We start from the raw sequence: 15,410 nt of genomic DNA on the forward strand, positions 1-15,410 counted from the left end.
ATACGGAGACAAATCCATGCAACGTCGCACCCTGCTCAAGTCCGTGCTGGCAATTTCCGCCACGCTCGCCGTTACCCTCGCCGTTCCTGGCTTAGAAGCGCTCGCACAGGGCGGAGCGGGCAAGCCCGTGCGCCTGATCCTGCCGATCAGCGCCGGCTCCGGCGTCGACACCATCGCTCGTGCCGCGGGCCCCGCGCTGGGCAAGGCATTCGGCCAGCCGGTGGTGATCGAGAACCTGCCTGGCGCGGGTGGCATCACTGGTGCCGCGGCCGTGGTCAAGGCGCAGCCCGACGGCAGCACGCTGGGGCTGGTATCGAACAACCACGTGATCAACCCCAGCGTGTTCCGCGCGATGCCGTTCGACGCAATCAAGGACATCACGCCGATCAGCGTGATCGGCACCACGCCGCTGGTGCTGGTGGTCAACCCCAGGGTGCCGGCGAAGAACGTAAAAGAGCTGGTGGCGCTGCTCAAGGCCAGGCCCGATGGCTACAACTACGCGTCGTCGGGCAACGGCACCATCATCCACCTGGCCGGCGAGATGTTCCTGGACGAGGCGGGCGTGACGGCACGCCATGTGCCGTACAAGGGCACCGGCCCGATGATCAACGACCTGCTCGCCGGGCAGGTGGAAATGGGCGTGGTCGCGCTCAATGCGGTGGCGCCGCACCTGAAGGCCGGCACGCTGCGCGCGATCGGCCTGTGCGGCGACAAGCGCACGGACGCCGCGCCGGACATTGCCACCATCGCCGAACAGGGTTTGCCGCGCTACAACGTCGCGGGCTGGTTCGCTGTCATCGGCCCGGCCGGCATGCCGGCGCCGGAAGTCAGGCGCGTGCACGATGCCTTTGCCAGGGCCTTCACGTCGCCCGAAGTGCTGGAAGCGATGAAGAAGCAGGGCACGGTGGTCGAGCCCGGCACGCCCGAGGCCGCTGCAGCGTTCTTCCGCAGCGAAGCCGCGCGCTACGCCGCGCTGGTGAAGAAGGCCAACGTCAAGGTCGAATAGGCCGGCGACCACACACGCGGCACATAAACCGGCAAGCGCCTAGAATGCCCTGATCCCGCCATGCAGGAGCACGACGATGCCAGGCAAGCCCGTCAAGATACCCGGCCCCGACCATCCCATCACTATCACGCCGACACAAGGACGAGTGGTGGTGAAGGTGGCGGGCCGTATTGTCGCCGACAGCACCGCGGCGCTGACGCTGCAGGAAGCCAGCTACGCGCCGGTGCAGTACATCCCGCGCGCCGATGTCGACATGGCGCAGCTCGCACGCAGCGATCACGCCACCTACTGCCCCTACAAGGGCGACTGCAGCTACTTCTCCATCCCCGCCGCCGGCGAGCGCGGGCGCAATGCGGTATGGAGCTACGAGACGCCTTACGACGCGGTCGCCGCGATTGCGTCGCACGTGGCCTTCTACCCGGATCGCGTCGACAGCATCGATATCGGCGGCATCGGCGATTGAATGTGCCGGCGCAGTCAGGGAGACAGCGCCGCGTCGATCATGGCCACGGCCAGTCCCGTCAGCAACGCCAGTGCGGAAGCGATAAACCACCGTACGGTCTTGCGATATTCCTCCACCGCATCGTCCTCGATGCGCAGCGCGCGGAACAGCGCCACGATCTGCAGCGAGACCGCCGCCAGCAGCGAGATCGCAGCGAACACCGCGCGCACGTTCCAGTGGCCCGGGCTTTCGAAGCCCCAGAAGCGCCAGAACGCCAATGAAAAGCCCAGCAGCACCGTGATGGCGGTGATGATGCCCTGGCGGTAGCCGCTGGGCACCAGCGGTGGTACGGGCCTTGGTGGCGTAGCGGGTTCGGTGGGTGGTTCCATCGGGCGCCTCAGCCGCGGCCTTCGGGCAGTTGCACCGCGGCGAGCGTGGCGTCGTCAGTACCGATAACCCTGCTGACGTGCCCCTTGCCCGTGGTGTCTTCCAGCAGCAGCGCACTGCCCGGGGCAAGCGGCCGGCGCTCGCCATCGCTGGCTTCGAACTCCATCGCACCGGCCAGCACGAAGATCCACATGCGTATCGGCGACGGGTGCAGCGTGCCGACCCAGCCGGCCGGCACCAGCAGGAACCCCTGTCGCGCCGCATCGGCCAGCGGCGATACCCAGAAGGCCCGCGCGGGCGGGGCAAACAGCCTCTCCGTGATGGCCACGGAAACCGGGCCGAAGTGGGATTCGCCGTCGGCATCGGCATAGAGACGCTCGAAGGCCAGCGGCGGACGCTGGGTTGTGACGGTTTCGGCAGTGGCAGCCATGACACCCCCTGCGGCGCATTGCAAGTGCGGGTTGTTATCCACGCAGTCTAGGCTGCCATGCGGCGAGTGCAATACCAGGCCGGCGCACCGGGTGCTTCAATCAACCCTTGCTGAAGATGCTGTAGAAGTCGGGCGCGCCGCTGTCGGGCATGCTCAGGTCGAGCGAGCCTTCGATGTGCTCGAGGTGCTCGGCCATCAGTGCGCTGGCACGCGCGGCATCGCGCTGCTCGATGGCATCGATCAGCTGGCGGTGCTCGTGCTCGGCGCATGCGGGTGCGCCGGGGCGGTCGTACAGCGTGATGATCAGGCAGGTGAGCGAAACCATCTCGCGGATCAGTTTTTCCAGGATCGCATTGCCGGCCATCTCGGCCAGCAGGATATGGAATTCGCCGGACAGCCGGATCATCGCGGCGCGGTCGCCGCGGGCGCGAGCGTTGTCCTCTTCCATGGCATGGCGGCGCAGGCTGCGGACCTTGGCCGGCGTGGCGCCCAGCGCCAGCTCGGCGGCCAGCGCGGGCTCGACCACGCGGCGGGCCTGAAAGACCTCGCGCGCCTCGTCGACGGTGGGGCTCGACACGAAGGCGCCGCGGTTGGGCACCAGCGTCACCAGCTTTTCATGCGCGAGGCGGGCGAACACCTGCCGGATGCGGGCGCGGCTGGCGCCGGTGACCTCGCACAGGCGTTCTTCGACCAGCTTGGTGCCGGCCAGGAGGCGATGCTCCATGATCGCCGTCAGCAGGCCAAGGTAGATGGCCTCGGTGGCAGAGGCCTCGCCGGCGGCGGACTCGTTGCCGGCCGGTTCCTCCGGGGTGGCTGGCGGGACGGGCCTGGGTGCGGCTTTCGGTGCCGCTTTGGATGCGGGCCGGCGCGGCGCTTTTGCCGCGGCGCCGGGCGCCGCCTTCTTCGATGTGGTTGCCATATCAGGGTACGGACAGTCGGGGTGTCGCCGGAAGTGGCGACGAAACACGGCTATATCGTACACAAATATGGCGACGCGGACGTTCCTGGTCAGGCCGTCGCGGCTTCCTTCACCGGGTTGGCAACGGCAGCGCCAGCCGTCGCGGGGCGGAACGGATGCGCCTGCGCCCAGTGCCGCGCGATGTCGACACGGCGGCAGATCCACACCTTGTCATGGCCCTGCACATAGTCGAGGAAGCGCTGCAGCGCGCGGAAGCGGCCGGGGCGGCCGAGCAGCCGGCAGTGCATGCCGATCGACAGCATCTTGGGGCTGTCGTGTCCTGCGGGATCGCCTTCCTCGTAGAGGACGTCGAACGAATCCTTCAGGTACTGGAAGAACTGCTCGCCGGTGTTGAAGCCTTGCGGCGTGGCAAAGCGCATGTCGTTCGAGTCCAGCGTGTACGGCACCACCAGGTGCGGCTTCTTCTCGCCGCCGGTGACTTCCACCTCGGTCCAGAAGGGCAGGTCGTCGCCGTAGTAGTCGGAGTCGTACAGCAAGCCGCCGTGCTCGACTACAAGCCGGCGCGTGTTGGGGCTGTCGCGGCCGGTGTACCAGCCCAGCGGCAGCTCGCCGGTCAGCTCCTTGATGATCTGCATGCCGATGCGCATGTGCTCGCGCTCGGTGGCCTCGTCGATGTTCTGGTAGTGGATCCAGCGCCAGCCGTGGCAGGCGATCTCGTGGCCCAGCTCGACGAAGGCGCGCGTCAGTTCGGCATGGCGCTGCAGCGCCATCGACACGCCGAAGATGGTCAGCGGCAGGCCGCGCTTCTCGAACTCGCGCAGGATGCGCCAGACGCCCGCGCGCGAGCCGTATTCATAGATGCCCTCCATGCTCATGTGGCGGTCGGGGTAGGCCGCGGCGCCGACGATCTCGGAGAGGAACTGCTCGGAGGCGGCGTCGCCGTGCAGCACGCAGTTCTCGCCGCCTTCTTCGTAGTTGAGGACGAACTGCACGGCGACGCGCGCGCCGCCCGGCCAGCGCGCGTGGGGCGGCTGGGCACCGTAGCCGGTCAGGTCGCGGGGATAACGTGTCTGGAGCATGTTGCGCGATAAGGTAAGAGGTTCTGGAAACATCAGTTCAGCGCATACGGCGCCAGCATGCCGGCATACGCCTTGGGCAGCGGCCGCGCCCAGTCGCCGCGCTTGCTGGTGGCCAGCCGCACCGAGACCATCGCCTCGGCCAGCTTGACCGCGCACGTCACGCCGTCGATCACCGGCGCGCCGATGGCGTCGGCGATTTCGTCGCACAGGTCGGTCATGCCGGCGCAGCCGAGCACGATGCATTCGCTGCGGTCTTCCACCAGCGCGCGGCGGCAGGCCTCGGTGATGATGCGGCGCGCGTCCGAGCCGGGGCGCTCCAGGTCGAGCACCGGCAGGTCGCAGGCGCGCACGTTGCTGCAGAAGCGCTTCATGCCATAGCGCTCGGCCAGGTGCCAGGCGATATTGCAGGTGCGCGCCAGTGTGGTCACCACGCTGAAGCTGCTGCCGACCATGCTGGCCATGTGCATTGCCGCCTCGGCGATGCCGATCACCGGGCCGCGCGCCACCTCGCGCGCCGCGTACAGGCCGGGGTCGCCGAAGCAGGCGATGACGTAGCCGTCCACGCCTTCCTGTTCGCCGGCAAGGATCTCGTCGAGGATGCCGGGCACCGACAGCGCCTCGTCATAGTGGCTCTCGATCGAGGCCGGGCCCATGCGCGGGCTGACCGCGCTGATGCGCGTGCCCTGCTCGGCCACGGCGCGGGCGCACTGGCCGATCTTCTCGGTCATGCTTTCGGTGGTATTGGGGTTGATGATCTTCAGCTTCATGGGACGCGGCTCTGGGATGGATGCTGTCGAAGGAGTGATGTCGTTTCAAGCCTGGCTGGAGGCAGCGGCGGGCGCGGCCAGGTGGCCCGGCATCATGCGCGGTGCCAGCTGGCGGTACAGCACCAGCGCGATGCCCATGCCGATGAACCAGCTGTAGTTGGCCGCAGCCTGCCAGGCCGGCACCACCACGCACAGGATCGGGATGATGGCCGCGGGGATCATGGTGGCCACCGCCGCCGGGTTGAAGCCGTTGCGGTACCAGTAGCGGCCGCGCGGGTTCAGCGTGTACAGGTCATCGACTTCCACGTGCTGGCGCCGCACCAGGTAGTAGTCGGCGATCAGGATGCCGAACAGCGGGCCGATGAAGGCGCCCAGCACATCCAGCGTGTAGTGGATCACGGCCGGGTTGTTGTACAGGTTCCAGGGCGTGATGAAGATCGAGGCCACCGCGGCGATCATGCCGCCCGTGCGCCAGCTGATGTGCTTGGGCGACACATTGGAGAAATCGAACGCCGGCGATACGAAGTTGGCGACGATGTTGATGCCGATGGTCGCGGTCATGAAGGTGAAGGCGCCCAGCAGCATGGCGAAGGTGCTGTCGATATGGCTCACCGTTTCAACCGGGTCGGTGATCAGCTTGCCGAACACCGGCAGCGTAGCCGAGGTGGTGATCACGGTCAGCAGCGAGAAGCCCAGGAAGTTGACCGGCAGGCCCCAGAAGTTGCCGCGCTTGACCGACTTGAAATCCTTGGCATAGCGCGAGAAGTCGCCGAAGTTCAGCATCGGGCCGGAGAAATACGACACCACCAGTGCGATCGCGCTCAGCATCACCGGCACCGCTTCCCAGCCGGTGTACTTGACGAAGCTCAGCGTGAAGTTGACGTTTTCCCAGCCGGCCTTGTTCACCAGCCAGATCGCCAGCGCGATCATTACCACGTACACCGCCGGGCCGGCCCAGTCGATGAACTTGCGGATGGTCTCCATGCCGGTCCAGAAGACCAGCGCCTGCAGCACCCACAGCACCATGAACGCGGCCCAGCCCAGCGTCGACAGCCCGGCGAAGCCGTGCAGCTTGACGTCGGCATATGGCGCCAGCGATGGGAAGAAGTGCAGCGCCAGCACCAGGAAGGCGCTGGACGCAAGGTAGGTCTGGATGCCGTACCACGCCACCGCGATCAGTCCGCGGATGATGGCCGGGATATTCGCGCCGAGCACGCCGAACGAGGCCCGGCAGATCACCGGGTAGGGCGTACCGGTCACCTGGCTGGGCTTGGCCACCAGGTTGCAGAAAAACTGCACGATCACGATCCCGACCAGCAGCGATACCAGCACCTGCCAGCTGGTCAGCCCAAGCGCGAACAGGCTGCCGGCGGTGATGTAGCCGCCCACGCTGTGTACGTCGGACATCCAGAAGGCAAAGATGTTGTAGGTGCCCCAGGTCTGCTTGCGCAGCGGCGCCAGGTCCTCGTTGGTCAGCCGCTCGTCGTAGGTGGGCTTGATCAGGGCATTGCCGTGTGCGGCATGCCCCGCCTGCGGCGCGCCGGCGGTCGCATCTGGCGTTACGGTCGTTTGCATCATCTGAGTCTCCTGGCAGATGGTTGTCTTGACGATAGGCGAACGTGCGGCTGTCTGGCTCTTTCGTGCGCCATGGGATTGCTTGCTGTGCTGTCTACTAAATTGTCTACAAAATCTGTTTGGTGTGTAGACGATGTTGTAGATCACGGTTTGGTGATTGTCAACATTCGTTTTCCCGAAAGAGCGAGGCGGGTAGACATGCTGGCGGGTAGGCAGAGGGAAGCTGCAATATGCGGAACAGGGCACATGAATGCCGTCCCGGCGAGGGGCGCCTTGCCGCAGATAAAAGACACGTGGCAGGGGAAAGCCGCGGCCGCCCTATTGGATCGGGCGCAGTGCATGGCAAGGCAAGATCCCGACCCGATCACCTGCGCGCCGTTGAACCTGGCGGCCAGTTGCGGCAGCACGGCATCTAGCCAGCCTCGGGCAATGGCAGTTTGTCGTTGGCGAAGTGCCCAGCACTACCGCTACCGGTTATCCGTCCCCAAGGTTCAGAAGGACGAGGCGAAGGGTACGGTGACGAGGCTGGACAGCGCCTTGCATGCGGCCATGACGAGAGCGCTTGCTCAAGTGAGCAGCGAAGTCGCTCGCGATGTAGGCCCGCCGCAGGACAAGCCCTTGCTTCGTTATTGTCCGCAGGAGCCTGCCATGTCCGCCTCGACTTTCGTTCGTGCCCGGATCGATCAGCAAATCAAGGAAGAGGCCGCGGCCGTGCTGGAAGCAATGGGTTTGACCGTTTCCGACGCCGTCCGCATGCTGTTGACCCGCATCGCGCTGGAGCAGGCTTTGCCTTCGGGGCTGATAACTCCGAACCCTGCAACCATTGCCGCGCTGAAAGAAGCGCGGGCCGGCGGCCTGCGCAAATTCGGGTCCGTGGCGGCGTTGATGGCGGATCTCAACGATGAGGATGAATGAACTGACGAGCCAGTTCAGACGAGACTACAAACGCGAATTGGAAGGCCCATACCGGTCGGCGTTGCAGGGCCAGAAAAACGAACTTTCCGCCACCATCGAATTGCTGGCGCGCGACGAGGCCTTGCCTGCACGATGCCGCGACCACGGCCTGGTCGGCGCGCCGCGCGCCTGCCTCAAGCATAGCGTGCGGCCGCCCGGGGACGGGCGGCACAGTGCCATCCGCGGGACTGGCCCCTATTCTCCCGGAACCGGAACCGGAACCGGAACCGCGGCGCGCGTAGCCACGCCATTGGCGCCGGCCGGCAGCGCGGGGAATTCCATCTCGGCATAGCGCACGAAGCGGGTCTTGCGCACGATGCGGTAGCCCGCCCAGATCGCCAGGAAGATCGGGATGCCGATATAGGTGGCGGCCACGCCGACCCAGTCGATCCTGCCGCTGGTGAAGGCCTGGTAGTTCTGGCCCAGCGTGACGATCAGGCACAGTGCGAAGGCGAAGATCGGTCCGTAGGGAAAGAACGGCGAACGGTAGGGCAGGCGCGACAGGTCATGGCCCTGCGCGACGAAGCCCTTGCGGAAGCGGTAGTGGCTGACCGCGATGCCCAGCCACGCGATGAAGCCGGTCATGCCCGACAGGTTAAGCAGCCACAGGTACACGGACTTGCTTTCGAACAGCGAGGTGAGGAAGCACAGCGCGCCCACAGCGGTGGTCGCCAGCAGCGCCAGCAGCGGCACGCCGTTGCGCGTCAGCCGCGCGAAGATGCGCGGCGCGCGCCCCTCGGTGGCGAGGTTGTACAGCATCCGGGTCGAGGCGTACATGCCGGAATTGCCGGCCGACAGCACCGCGGTCAGGATCACTGCGTTCATCACGCCGGCGGCAAAGGCCAGGCCGGCATGGCGGAACACCAGCGTGAACGGGCTCACGCCCACGGTCTGCACGTCGCTCTTGAGCAGGCTGGGGTCGGTGTAGGGGATCAGGATGCCGATGATCAGGATCGCCAGCACATAGAACAGCAGGATGCGCCAGAACACCTGCCGCACCGCGCGCGGGATGTTCTTCGCCGGGTCGGCCGATTCGCCGGCGGCCACGCCGATCAGCTCGGTGCCCTGGAACGAGAAGCCGGCGATCATGGCCACGCCGATCAGCGCCGGCAGCCCGCCGACGAAGGGCGCATCGCCAAGGGTCAGGTTGGCCAGGCCGTTCGCGGCCGGCATGTCGCCGCGCAGGATGCCGAAGATCATCAGCGTGCCGATGCCGATGAAGGCGATCACCGTCACCACCTTGACCAGCGCGCACCAGTACTCGGCCTCGCCGAAGCCGCGCACCGAGATGGCATTGAGCGCAAACATCAGGCCGAGGAACAGCGCGCTCCACAGCACGCCTGGCGTGTCGGGGAACCAGTACAGCATCACCAGCTGCGCCGCGGCCAGTTCCACCGCGATGGTCACCGCCCAGTTGTACCAGTAGTTCCAGCCCAGCGCGAAGCCGAAGCCTTCGTCGACATAGCGCGCGCCGTAGGTGGCGAACGATCCCGATACCGGCATGTACGCGGCCAGTTCGCCCAGGCTGGTCATCAGGAAATACACCATCGCGCCGATCAGGATGTAGGCGGCCAGCGCGCCGCCGGGCCCGGCCTGCGCGATGGTGGCGCCCGACGCCACGAACAGCCCGGTGCCGATCGAGCCGCCGATGGCGATCATGGTGAGATGGCGGGCGCGCAGCGTGCGGCGCAGCGTTGGCGCTGGCGCGCCGGAAATGGAAGGTTGGCTGGACATCGGGACTTGGGTCGGGACGCGCAAAAGCGCGCAACTATGCCGGGGATCGGCCGCGGAGGCAACGCGGCCGGAGGTTCCGCCGGGGCGGCCTACCGGCCGGTATATACAACTGGCTACGCGGCGGGATCATAAGAGAAAACGCAGTGCAGGAAAAGCCGCAAACTTGACGCCACCCAACGCAAGTCATGCCGCAGCGCACAAGCCATGTAGGACAACGACCCCGCCTGGAAAGGAATGGCACCGCTGCCGTCACCTGTTGCCGCGGTGTATTGTCGTGATAGCGGGGTCTGGCACGCCACATGCGGTCTGTATGGAGTTGACTGCAGCGCGCGTCCCGGCCCGGCGCCTTTCCGGCGCAGGGAGCTCCATGGATGTTCCAGACTTTCTTCTGCCACTATCCGTCCGATACCTGCTGCCAGCGGCCGCAACCGCTGGCAGCGCTGCCGCTGGCGATCACGCTGACGCTGGCGCTGGCCATGGGGCTGACCGGTTGCGCAAGCCTGCCGGCATCGGCCCAGCGCCCGCCGTCCAGCGCGCCCGCCGCCACCGCCACTGCCGCGGACACGCCGCTGGGCAAGGCGCTGGCCCCGCGCCTGGCGCAGCGCCCGGGCGAGTCGCTGTTCTACCCACTCTCGTCAGGCCCCGATGCGCTGGCCGCGCGCCTGGCGCTGGCCCGCGCGGCGCAGCGCAGCCTTGACCTGCAGACCTACATCCTCGAGCCGACCGGTACCGGCGCCGCGGTGCTGGGCGATATCATCGACGCTGCCGACCGTGGCGTGCGCGTGCGCATGCTGCTCGACGACCTGCGCACCGGCGGCGAGGTAGACAAGGTCCTGTCGGCGGTCGATTCGCATCCCAATATCGAAGTGCGCCTGTTCAACCCGTTCGCCAACCGCAGCCTGCGCTGGCTGGAAATGCTGGCGGACTTCAGCCGGCTGGACCGGCGCATGCATAACAAGTCGATGACGGTGGACAACCAGATGTCGGTGGTGGGCGGGCGCAATATCGGCGATGCCTACTTCTCCGCGCGCACCGACATGGATTTCAGCGACCTCGACGTGCTGATCGCCGGCCCGGCCGTGCCGCAGGTATCCGCGGTCTTTGACGAATACTGGAATGACGAGTCTTCCTACCCGGTGGTGGCGCTGATCCCCGAGGGCAAGGAGGCGCCAGTGGAAATGCGCAACCTGCGCAAGCGCCTCGAGGCGCGCGGCGACCAGGCCAAGGCCAGCCAGTACGTGCAGGAACTGCTCGACTCGGGCCTGGCCAAGGGCATCGAAAGCGGCCGCATGCCGGCCTACACCGGCAAGGCTACGGTGGTCTCCGACAAGGCCGCCAAGATCACCCACCAGACCCATGACGATCCCGGCCATGCCACCGCCCGGCTGGAGAAGATGATCAGCGGCGCGCAGAAGGAAGTCCTGCTGATCTCCCCATACTTCGTCCCCGACGACGACGGCGAAGCCTGGCTGATCGCGATCGCAAAGCGTGGCATCCGCGTGCGCATCCTGACCAATTCCTTCTCGGCCACCGACGTCAGCGCCGTGCACGCGGGCTATGCCCCGCACCGCGAGGCACTGGTGGCCGCCGGCATCGAGCTGTACGAACTCAAGCCCAGCGCCTATGCCGAGCTGGCGCAGCGCGGCAAGGCCGCCAAGGGTTCGCGCTCGCGCTCCTGGCTGTCGTCCAGCCGCGCCAGCCTGCACGCCAAGAACTACATCGTCGACCGGCGCCTGGTGTTCATCGGCTCGCTCAACATGGATCCGCGCTCGGCCAAATTGAACACCGAGATGGGCATCGTGCTCGACAGCCCGGCGCTGGCCGAGCGCATGATCAAGACCACCGAGGACGGCCTGCTCGACATGGCCTACCGCGTCGGCGTGCGCACCGATGCCGACGGCAACAACGCGCGGCTGACGTGGACCACGCGCGAGAACAGTCAGCTCACCACCTACGACAGCGAGCCCGGCATGGGCGCACTGCAGCATCTGGGCATCGGTGTACTGCGTGTGCTCCCGATCAAGAAAGAGTTGTAAACATCGCTGCACGGCGCCGACGCGCCTTTCCTGAACCATCGTTTGCGGTTATGGTTTTTCGCTTCATTGCACCGTGCCGTCCCGGCACGCCCGCCGCAAAGGAGCGTTATGAAAGCCGCCGTCCTGCATCAACCCAAGACCCCGCTCGTGATCGAAGATGTTGCCATCGGCAAGCCCGGCCCGCGCGAAGTGCTGGTGCGCACCGCTGCCGTGGGCGTGTGCCACTCTGACCTGCATTTCCTGGACGGCGCCTATCCCTACCCGATGCCGGCCATCCTGGGGCACGAGGCCGCCGGCGTGGTCGAGCAGGTTGGCGCCGAGGTGCGCACGGTCAGGCCCGGCGACCACGTCATCACCTGCCTGTCGGCGTACTGCGGCCATTGCGAGCATTGCCTGACGGGGCACCTGTCGCTGTGCATCGAGCCCGACACCCGCCGCCGCGAGGGCGAGGAGCCGCGGCTTATGGCGCGGCAGGGCGGACCCATGAACCAGTTCCTGAACCTGTCGGCCTTTGCCGAGCAGATGCTGATCCACGAGCACGCGCTGGTGGCGATCCGCCGCGACATGCCGCTGGACCGCGCCGCGCTGATCGGCTGCGCCGTCACCACGGGCATGGGCGCGGTCATCCATACCGCCAGGGTGCAGCCGGGCGAGAGCGTGGCCGTGATCGGCTGCGGCGGCATCGGCCTGGCCACTGTCAACAGTGCCGCGATTGCCGGCGCCGGCCGCATCATCGCGATCGACCGGGTGCCGGCCAAGCTGGAACTGGCGCGCAAGTTCGGCGCCACCGACGTGATCGATGCCGGCAATGCCGACGTGCTCGACGCCGTGCGCGGGCTGACCGGCGGCGGCGTGCATCACGCCTTCGAGGCCATCGGCCTGAAGCAGACCACCGAGCAGGCCTTTGCCATGCTGCGCCGCGGCGGCACCGCCACCGTGATCGGCATGATCGCGCCGGGCGTCAAGATCGAACTGAAGGGCAGCGACTTCCTCTGTGAGAAGCGCATCCAGGGCTCGCTGATGGGCTCGAACCGCTTCCCGGTCGACATGCCGCGCATGGTCGATTTCTACATGGCCGGCCGGCTGCACCTGGACCAGCTGATCGCGCAGCGCCTGCCGCTGGAGCGCATCAACGATGCCTTTGACGAACTGCGACGGGGCGAACTGGCGCGATCGGTGATCCTGTTCGAGTAAGAGTCAAGTAAGCGATCGCCTCAGGGTTGCGCGGGACCGCTGCCGAGCGCTGCTTGCATCGACCGGTGCCATTGTCCACACTGTGGGACAATGCCGCTCTCCCACCGCAGCCGCCCCCAACCCTATCCCAGCTTCCCCCTGCATGAAGACCATCGACTGGAAAGACTGGGAAATCTTCTGCCGCGTGGTGGAAGGCGGCGGCTTCACACAAGGCGCCGAACTCGCGCAAGTGCCCAAAGCCTCCGCCAGCGCCGCCGTGGCGCGGTTGGGCCAGCCGCAGCGTTCGCCGTGGATGGCTCAGTAGGGCTGGTTCGCGGGCCGGACCTCGAAGCGCAACTGCTCGGCCAGGTCCAGCATCTCTTCATCATCCTCGCTGCGCGTGATCCAGCCGGCGTAGGCGTCGCCGCCGGTATCCCAGTTCCACAGCGTATAGCCGGCCACGCGCAACTGGTTGTGCGCCAGCTCCATCAGCTCGGGCACGCTGGTGCTTTCCAGGAACGACTCTTCCTCGGGCTCGTCCGTGCCCCAGTCGATTTCCAGGTCGATGCGCTCGCACAGCTGGTTCAGGCAGCCGATAAAGGACTGGCAGTCCTTCCAGTCGACAAAGAAGCCGGATTGCCAGTCGATGACTTCGCGCACCACCCACAGCAGCTCGCCGCCGTCGGTGTCGTCGTCCTCGGCGTCAAGCAGCGCGTCTTCGAACATCGACAGCTGCGCCGCCGTCTGCGCGCTGTCGTCGAGGTTGATCAGGGCGAAGAAACGCGCCATCGCGTCCTGCGTGTCGTCGTCCAGTGGTGTGGCCATGCGGGATCTCCTGTGGTGCCGTGCGGCTTGATCATGCCGCGATTAGTGCCGCGGACCTATGCCGCGATGCGCATGATCTCGCGTTGGCCCGCCGGTGTCACGCGCAACGCGCGCGAAGTGCGCGTAGTCTCGACCCAGCCGCGCTCCAGCAGGCTGCCCAGCAGCGCCGCGCCCAGCGCGCCGCCCAGGTGGGGTTTGCGCTCGCTCCAGTCCGGGCAGGTGCAGGCGAACCGGCGCCGCTTGCGCCGCGCTGCAGCAATGTCGATGCCCAGTCCCGCCAGCGCCTGCGCGCCGTCGCCGCTCAGCTCCACGCGCTGCGCGTCCAGCACCAGCCAGCCGCTATGCGTCATCCGCTCGAACAACCCCACCGCCAGTTCGCCGGCCAGGTGGTCGTAGCAGGTACGCGCCTGCCGCAGCGCCGGCGGCGCGGTGCGCGACACGGGCACGTCGCGCAGCCGCGGCGGCCGGCTGGCCAGCGACGCCGACGCCAGCGCTTCGATCGCCACGCCAATCTCAGGCGCCGCCAGCCGGTAATACCGGTTGCGCCCGCGCGTCTCCACCGCCAGCATCCCGCCCTCGGTCAACCGCGCCAGGTGCCCGCTGGTGGACGACGCCGACAGGCCGGCGATCAGCGCCAGCTCGCCCGCGGGCCGCGCGCTGCCGTCCATCAGCGCCCATAGCATGGCGGCGCGGCCGGGGTCGGCGAGCAGGCCGGCCAGCTGGCTGATACCGGGGGTGTAATCCATGGTTCGGCTCCGGGTAAAGGGTGCAAGGCGGAGTATATGGCCGAACTCGGGGCCATTACGTGCGAGATAGCTTCATCGCGCGCACGTAGTCTTGCGCCGGTCGATCACTCTCACAAATCTGTGGACAGGTATTTCAGGCCGGAATCGCAGATGAGGACGGCGATTGGCAAGTTGTCTCTGGTGGCGAAGATTGGACAATCGTGAGGGTTTCTAGGAGCGGGCAGACTTAATCCTTTTCAAGGTGAGTAGTCGCCGTTAGAGCGATGGCAGCCTAAGTGCGGCGCGATGGTCGCTCCTTCGAGGTCAAGCCACTCTACGCCAGGTGGGAGCGCACCATCAGCGGCCGAGAATGGCCGAACTTGGGCTCACGTCAAGGCGGTGCTGGCGCAGCGCTTACTCTGCTCCGAGATTAGCCGCGTGTTCTGAGACTTTCCGCACAAACGTCATCAATCTTTGGGATGAAACGGCCCATGCTTGTTACTAGTCTGAAACATCCGAAGCAGGCCCTAGACAGGAGACAATATGACTACGGCAGCCACTCCCACAGGTTCCGTGCTGGCGCAACGATTCAAGCAACGCTTGAAGCCATTCATGCCGGCGTGGCTGCTGAAATTCCGCCGCGACGGTGTGATACGCAGGGAAGGCTCATTGTACGAAGGCAAGTCGCTGGGCGAAATCTTCACCCATGTGTACGAAACCGGCGCCTGGGGCGTGGCCGAGGACCAGTCGGGGTTCTATAGCGGCAGCAGTTCCCACGACCCGAAGATCGTCGAACCCTATGTCGAGGCGGTGACTGCGTACCTGACGGCAATGCCGGAGCGGCCGTCCGTCGTCGACCTGGGCTGCGGCGACTTCAATGTCGGCAAACGCCTGCGCGCCGTGTGCGGACGCTATATCGGCTGCGACGTGGTGGACGCGGCGATCCAGTCGAACCGCACGAGGTTCGCCGATCTTGACGTCGACTTCTGCTGCGTCGACATCACGACCGACCTGCTGCCTCCTGGCGACATCGTGTTCCTGCGCCAGGTGCTGGACCATCTGGACAATGCGCGCATCGCCACCGTGCTGTCGAAGCTGGGGCCGTACAAGGTCCTGATCCTGACCGAGTACCTGCCACAAAGCGCAAACTTCACGCCCAATCTCGACAAGACGATCGGCTCGCACCTGCGCCTGTTCGGGGCGCAACCGAGCGGGCTCGTGCTGACCGCGCCGCCGTTTAATCTGAAGGTGCTGTCCGCGCGGATTCTCTGCGAAGTTCCCGACAGCGGTGGTGTCATCCGCACCATCGCGTACAGATTGCCGGGACGCTGAGTCCTGTCGATCGGGAGCCGTCTCGG

The 15,410-nt window shown here is 66.5% G+C and carries 16 protein-coding genes and 1 pseudogene; 8 read left to right on the forward strand and 9 right to left on the reverse strand.

Going from position 1 to position 15,410, the window contains the following annotated elements; genetic code table 11:
• The first annotated feature begins 16 nt into the window (after window positions 1–16).
• Together E1J61_RS19255 and E1J61_RS19260 are read left to right on the forward strand one after the other, a co-directional pair.
• Window positions 17–1,006: a tripartite tricarboxylate transporter substrate binding protein gene (locus tag E1J61_RS19255; protein ID WP_133095628.1), complete on the forward strand. Its 990-nt coding sequence runs from the start codon at window positions 17–19 to the stop codon at window positions 1,004–1,006.
• Window positions 1,007–1,082: 76 nt separating this feature from the next.
• Window positions 1,083–1,469 (forward strand): DUF427 domain-containing protein, encoded by a 387-nt coding sequence (locus E1J61_RS19260; protein WP_133095629.1) that lies wholly within the window; start codon window positions 1,083–1,085, stop codon window positions 1,467–1,469.
• 14 nt (window positions 1,470–1,483) lie between these two features.
• Here E1J61_RS19260 and E1J61_RS19265 read toward each other — a convergent pair whose 3' ends face one another.
• The 6 genes from E1J61_RS19265 to E1J61_RS19290 all read right to left on the reverse strand — a co-directional run bounded on the left by E1J61_RS19265 (window position 1,484) and on the right by E1J61_RS19290 (window position 6,608).
• On the reverse strand, window positions 1,484–1,837 hold the full coding sequence (locus E1J61_RS19265) for a hypothetical protein (protein ID WP_133095630.1): 354 nt from the start codon (window positions 1,835–1,837) through the stop codon (window positions 1,484–1,486).
• Window positions 1,838–1,845: 8 nt separating this feature from the next.
• Window positions 1,846–2,265, reverse strand: coding sequence for a cupin domain-containing protein (locus E1J61_RS19270; RefSeq protein ID WP_133095631.1), 420 nt, complete (start codon window positions 2,263–2,265; stop codon window positions 1,846–1,848).
• Between the two features lie 100 nt (window positions 2,266–2,365).
• A complete protein-coding gene (locus E1J61_RS19275; RefSeq protein ID WP_133095632.1) occupies window positions 2,366–3,184 on the reverse strand; it encodes a GntR family transcriptional regulator in 819 nt (272 codons plus the stop codon).
• 89 nt (window positions 3,185–3,273) lie between these two features.
• The gene (gene puuE / locus E1J61_RS19280) at window positions 3,274–4,263 is read right to left on the reverse strand and encodes an allantoinase PuuE (protein WP_133095633.1); all 990 of its coding nucleotides are present in this window, start codon (window positions 4,261–4,263) and stop codon (window positions 3,274–3,276) included.
• Between the two features lie 32 nt (window positions 4,264–4,295).
• A complete protein-coding gene (locus tag E1J61_RS19285; protein WP_029045211.1) occupies window positions 4,296–5,030 on the reverse strand; it encodes an aspartate/glutamate racemase family protein in 735 nt (244 codons plus the stop codon).
• A 45-nt stretch (window positions 5,031–5,075) separates the two neighbouring features.
• A complete protein-coding gene (locus E1J61_RS19290; RefSeq protein ID WP_133095634.1) occupies window positions 5,076–6,608 on the reverse strand; it encodes an NCS1 family nucleobase:cation symporter-1 in 1,533 nt (510 codons plus the stop codon).
• Window positions 6,609–7,253: 645 nt separating this feature from the next.
• Here E1J61_RS19290 and E1J61_RS19295 point away from each other — a divergent pair.
• Complete coding sequence (locus tag E1J61_RS19295) at window positions 7,254–7,520, forward strand: type II toxin-antitoxin system RelB/DinJ family antitoxin (RefSeq protein ID WP_133095676.1); 267 nt, start codon at window positions 7,254–7,256, stop codon at window positions 7,518–7,520.
• Window positions 7,513–7,851 carry a type II toxin-antitoxin system YafQ family toxin gene (locus E1J61_RS38880; RefSeq protein WP_165971501.1) on the forward strand — a complete coding sequence of 113 codons (339 nt, stop codon included), beginning with the start codon at window positions 7,513–7,515 and terminating at the stop codon, window positions 7,849–7,851. The genes E1J61_RS19295 and E1J61_RS38880 overlap by 8 nt, the downstream gene beginning before the upstream one ends.
• On the opposite strand, the gene E1J61_RS19305 is transcribed toward E1J61_RS38880, so the two are convergent.
• The gene (locus E1J61_RS19305) at window positions 7,755–9,293 is read right to left on the reverse strand and encodes an amino acid permease (RefSeq protein WP_243736923.1); all 1,539 of its coding nucleotides are present in this window, start codon (window positions 9,291–9,293) and stop codon (window positions 7,755–7,757) included. The two genes, E1J61_RS38880 and E1J61_RS19305, sit on opposite strands and share 97 nt — an antisense overlap.
• A 371-nt stretch (window positions 9,294–9,664) precedes the next feature.
• Here E1J61_RS19305 and E1J61_RS19310 point away from each other — a divergent pair, with 371 nt between their 5' ends.
• The 3 genes and pseudogenes from E1J61_RS19310 to E1J61_RS19320 all read left to right on the forward strand — a co-directional run.
• Entirely contained in the window at window positions 9,665–11,329 is a 1,665-nt protein-coding gene (locus E1J61_RS19310) for a phospholipase D family protein (protein WP_133095636.1), read from the forward strand.
• 108 nt (window positions 11,330–11,437) lie between these two features.
• Window positions 11,438–12,523 (forward strand): Zn-dependent alcohol dehydrogenase, encoded by a 1,086-nt coding sequence (locus E1J61_RS19315; RefSeq protein WP_133095637.1) that lies wholly within the window; start codon window positions 11,438–11,440, stop codon window positions 12,521–12,523.
• A 142-nt stretch (window positions 12,524–12,665) separates the two neighbouring features.
• Window positions 12,666–12,791: pseudogene (locus E1J61_RS19320) on the forward strand (LysR family transcriptional regulator); the annotation flags it as partial.
• Window positions 12,792–12,820: 29 nt separating this feature from the next.
• Here the strand turns inward: E1J61_RS19320 and E1J61_RS19325 are convergent.
• Together E1J61_RS19325 and E1J61_RS19330 are read right to left on the reverse strand one after the other, a co-directional pair.
• Window positions 12,821–13,327, reverse strand: a complete 507-nt coding sequence (locus E1J61_RS19325) for a hypothetical protein (RefSeq protein WP_133095638.1) — start codon at window positions 13,325–13,327, stop codon at window positions 12,821–12,823.
• Window positions 13,328–13,383: 56 nt separating this feature from the next.
• Entirely contained in the window at window positions 13,384–14,073 is a 690-nt protein-coding gene (locus tag E1J61_RS19330; protein ID WP_133095639.1) for a helix-turn-helix transcriptional regulator, read from the reverse strand.
• Window positions 14,074–14,664: 591 nt separating this feature from the next.
• Here E1J61_RS19330 and E1J61_RS19335 point away from each other — a divergent pair.
• On the forward strand, window positions 14,665–15,384 hold the full coding sequence (locus tag E1J61_RS19335) for a bifunctional 2-polyprenyl-6-hydroxyphenol methylase/3-demethylubiquinol 3-O-methyltransferase UbiG (protein WP_243736924.1): 720 nt from the start codon (window positions 14,665–14,667) through the stop codon (window positions 15,382–15,384).
• The last annotated feature ends 26 nt before the right edge of the window (window positions 15,385–15,410 follow it).

The organism is Cupriavidus sp. L7L (assembly GCF_004353535.1).
GTDB lineage: Bacteria > Pseudomonadota > Gammaproteobacteria > Burkholderiales > Burkholderiaceae > Cupriavidus > Cupriavidus oxalaticus_A.